Annotated in this window: 1 pseudogene; it reads right to left on the bottom strand. The window is 50.4% G+C overall.

From position 1 onward, the window contains the following. Positions 1 to 405 (bottom strand): annotated as a pseudogene (locus SPADD19_RS13035) (MSCRAMM family adhesin SdrC); the annotation flags it as partial.

A 405-nucleotide genomic window follows, 5' to 3' on the forward strand; every position in this document is an offset into this window, starting at 1 on the left:
GCCTCAACAAGTGCAAGTGAGTCCGCAAGTACATCTGCTTCACAAAGTGCATCAACGAGTGCATCAGAGTCCGCAAGTACTTCAGCTTCACAAAGTGCATCAACGAGTGCATCAGAGTCCGCAAGCACAAGTGCATCGCAAAGTGCTTCAACTAGTGCAAGTGAGTCAGCAAGTACTAGCGCATCACAAAGTGCTTCGACAAGCGCAAGTGAATCCGCAAGCACATCCGCATCACAAAGTGCATCAACCAGTGCCAGCGAATCCGCAAGTACATCTGCTTCAATGAGTGCTTCAACAAGCGCGTCAGAATCAGCAAGCACAAGCGCATCGCAAAGTGCTTCAACCAGTGCAAGTGAGTCAGCAAGCACAAGCGCATCGCAAAGTGCATCAACCAGTGCGTCAGAG

The sequence above is a fragment of the Streptococcus parasanguinis genome, from assembly GCF_001578955.1.
Classification (GTDB): domain Bacteria; phylum Bacillota; class Bacilli; order Lactobacillales; family Streptococcaceae; genus Streptococcus; species Streptococcus parasanguinis_U.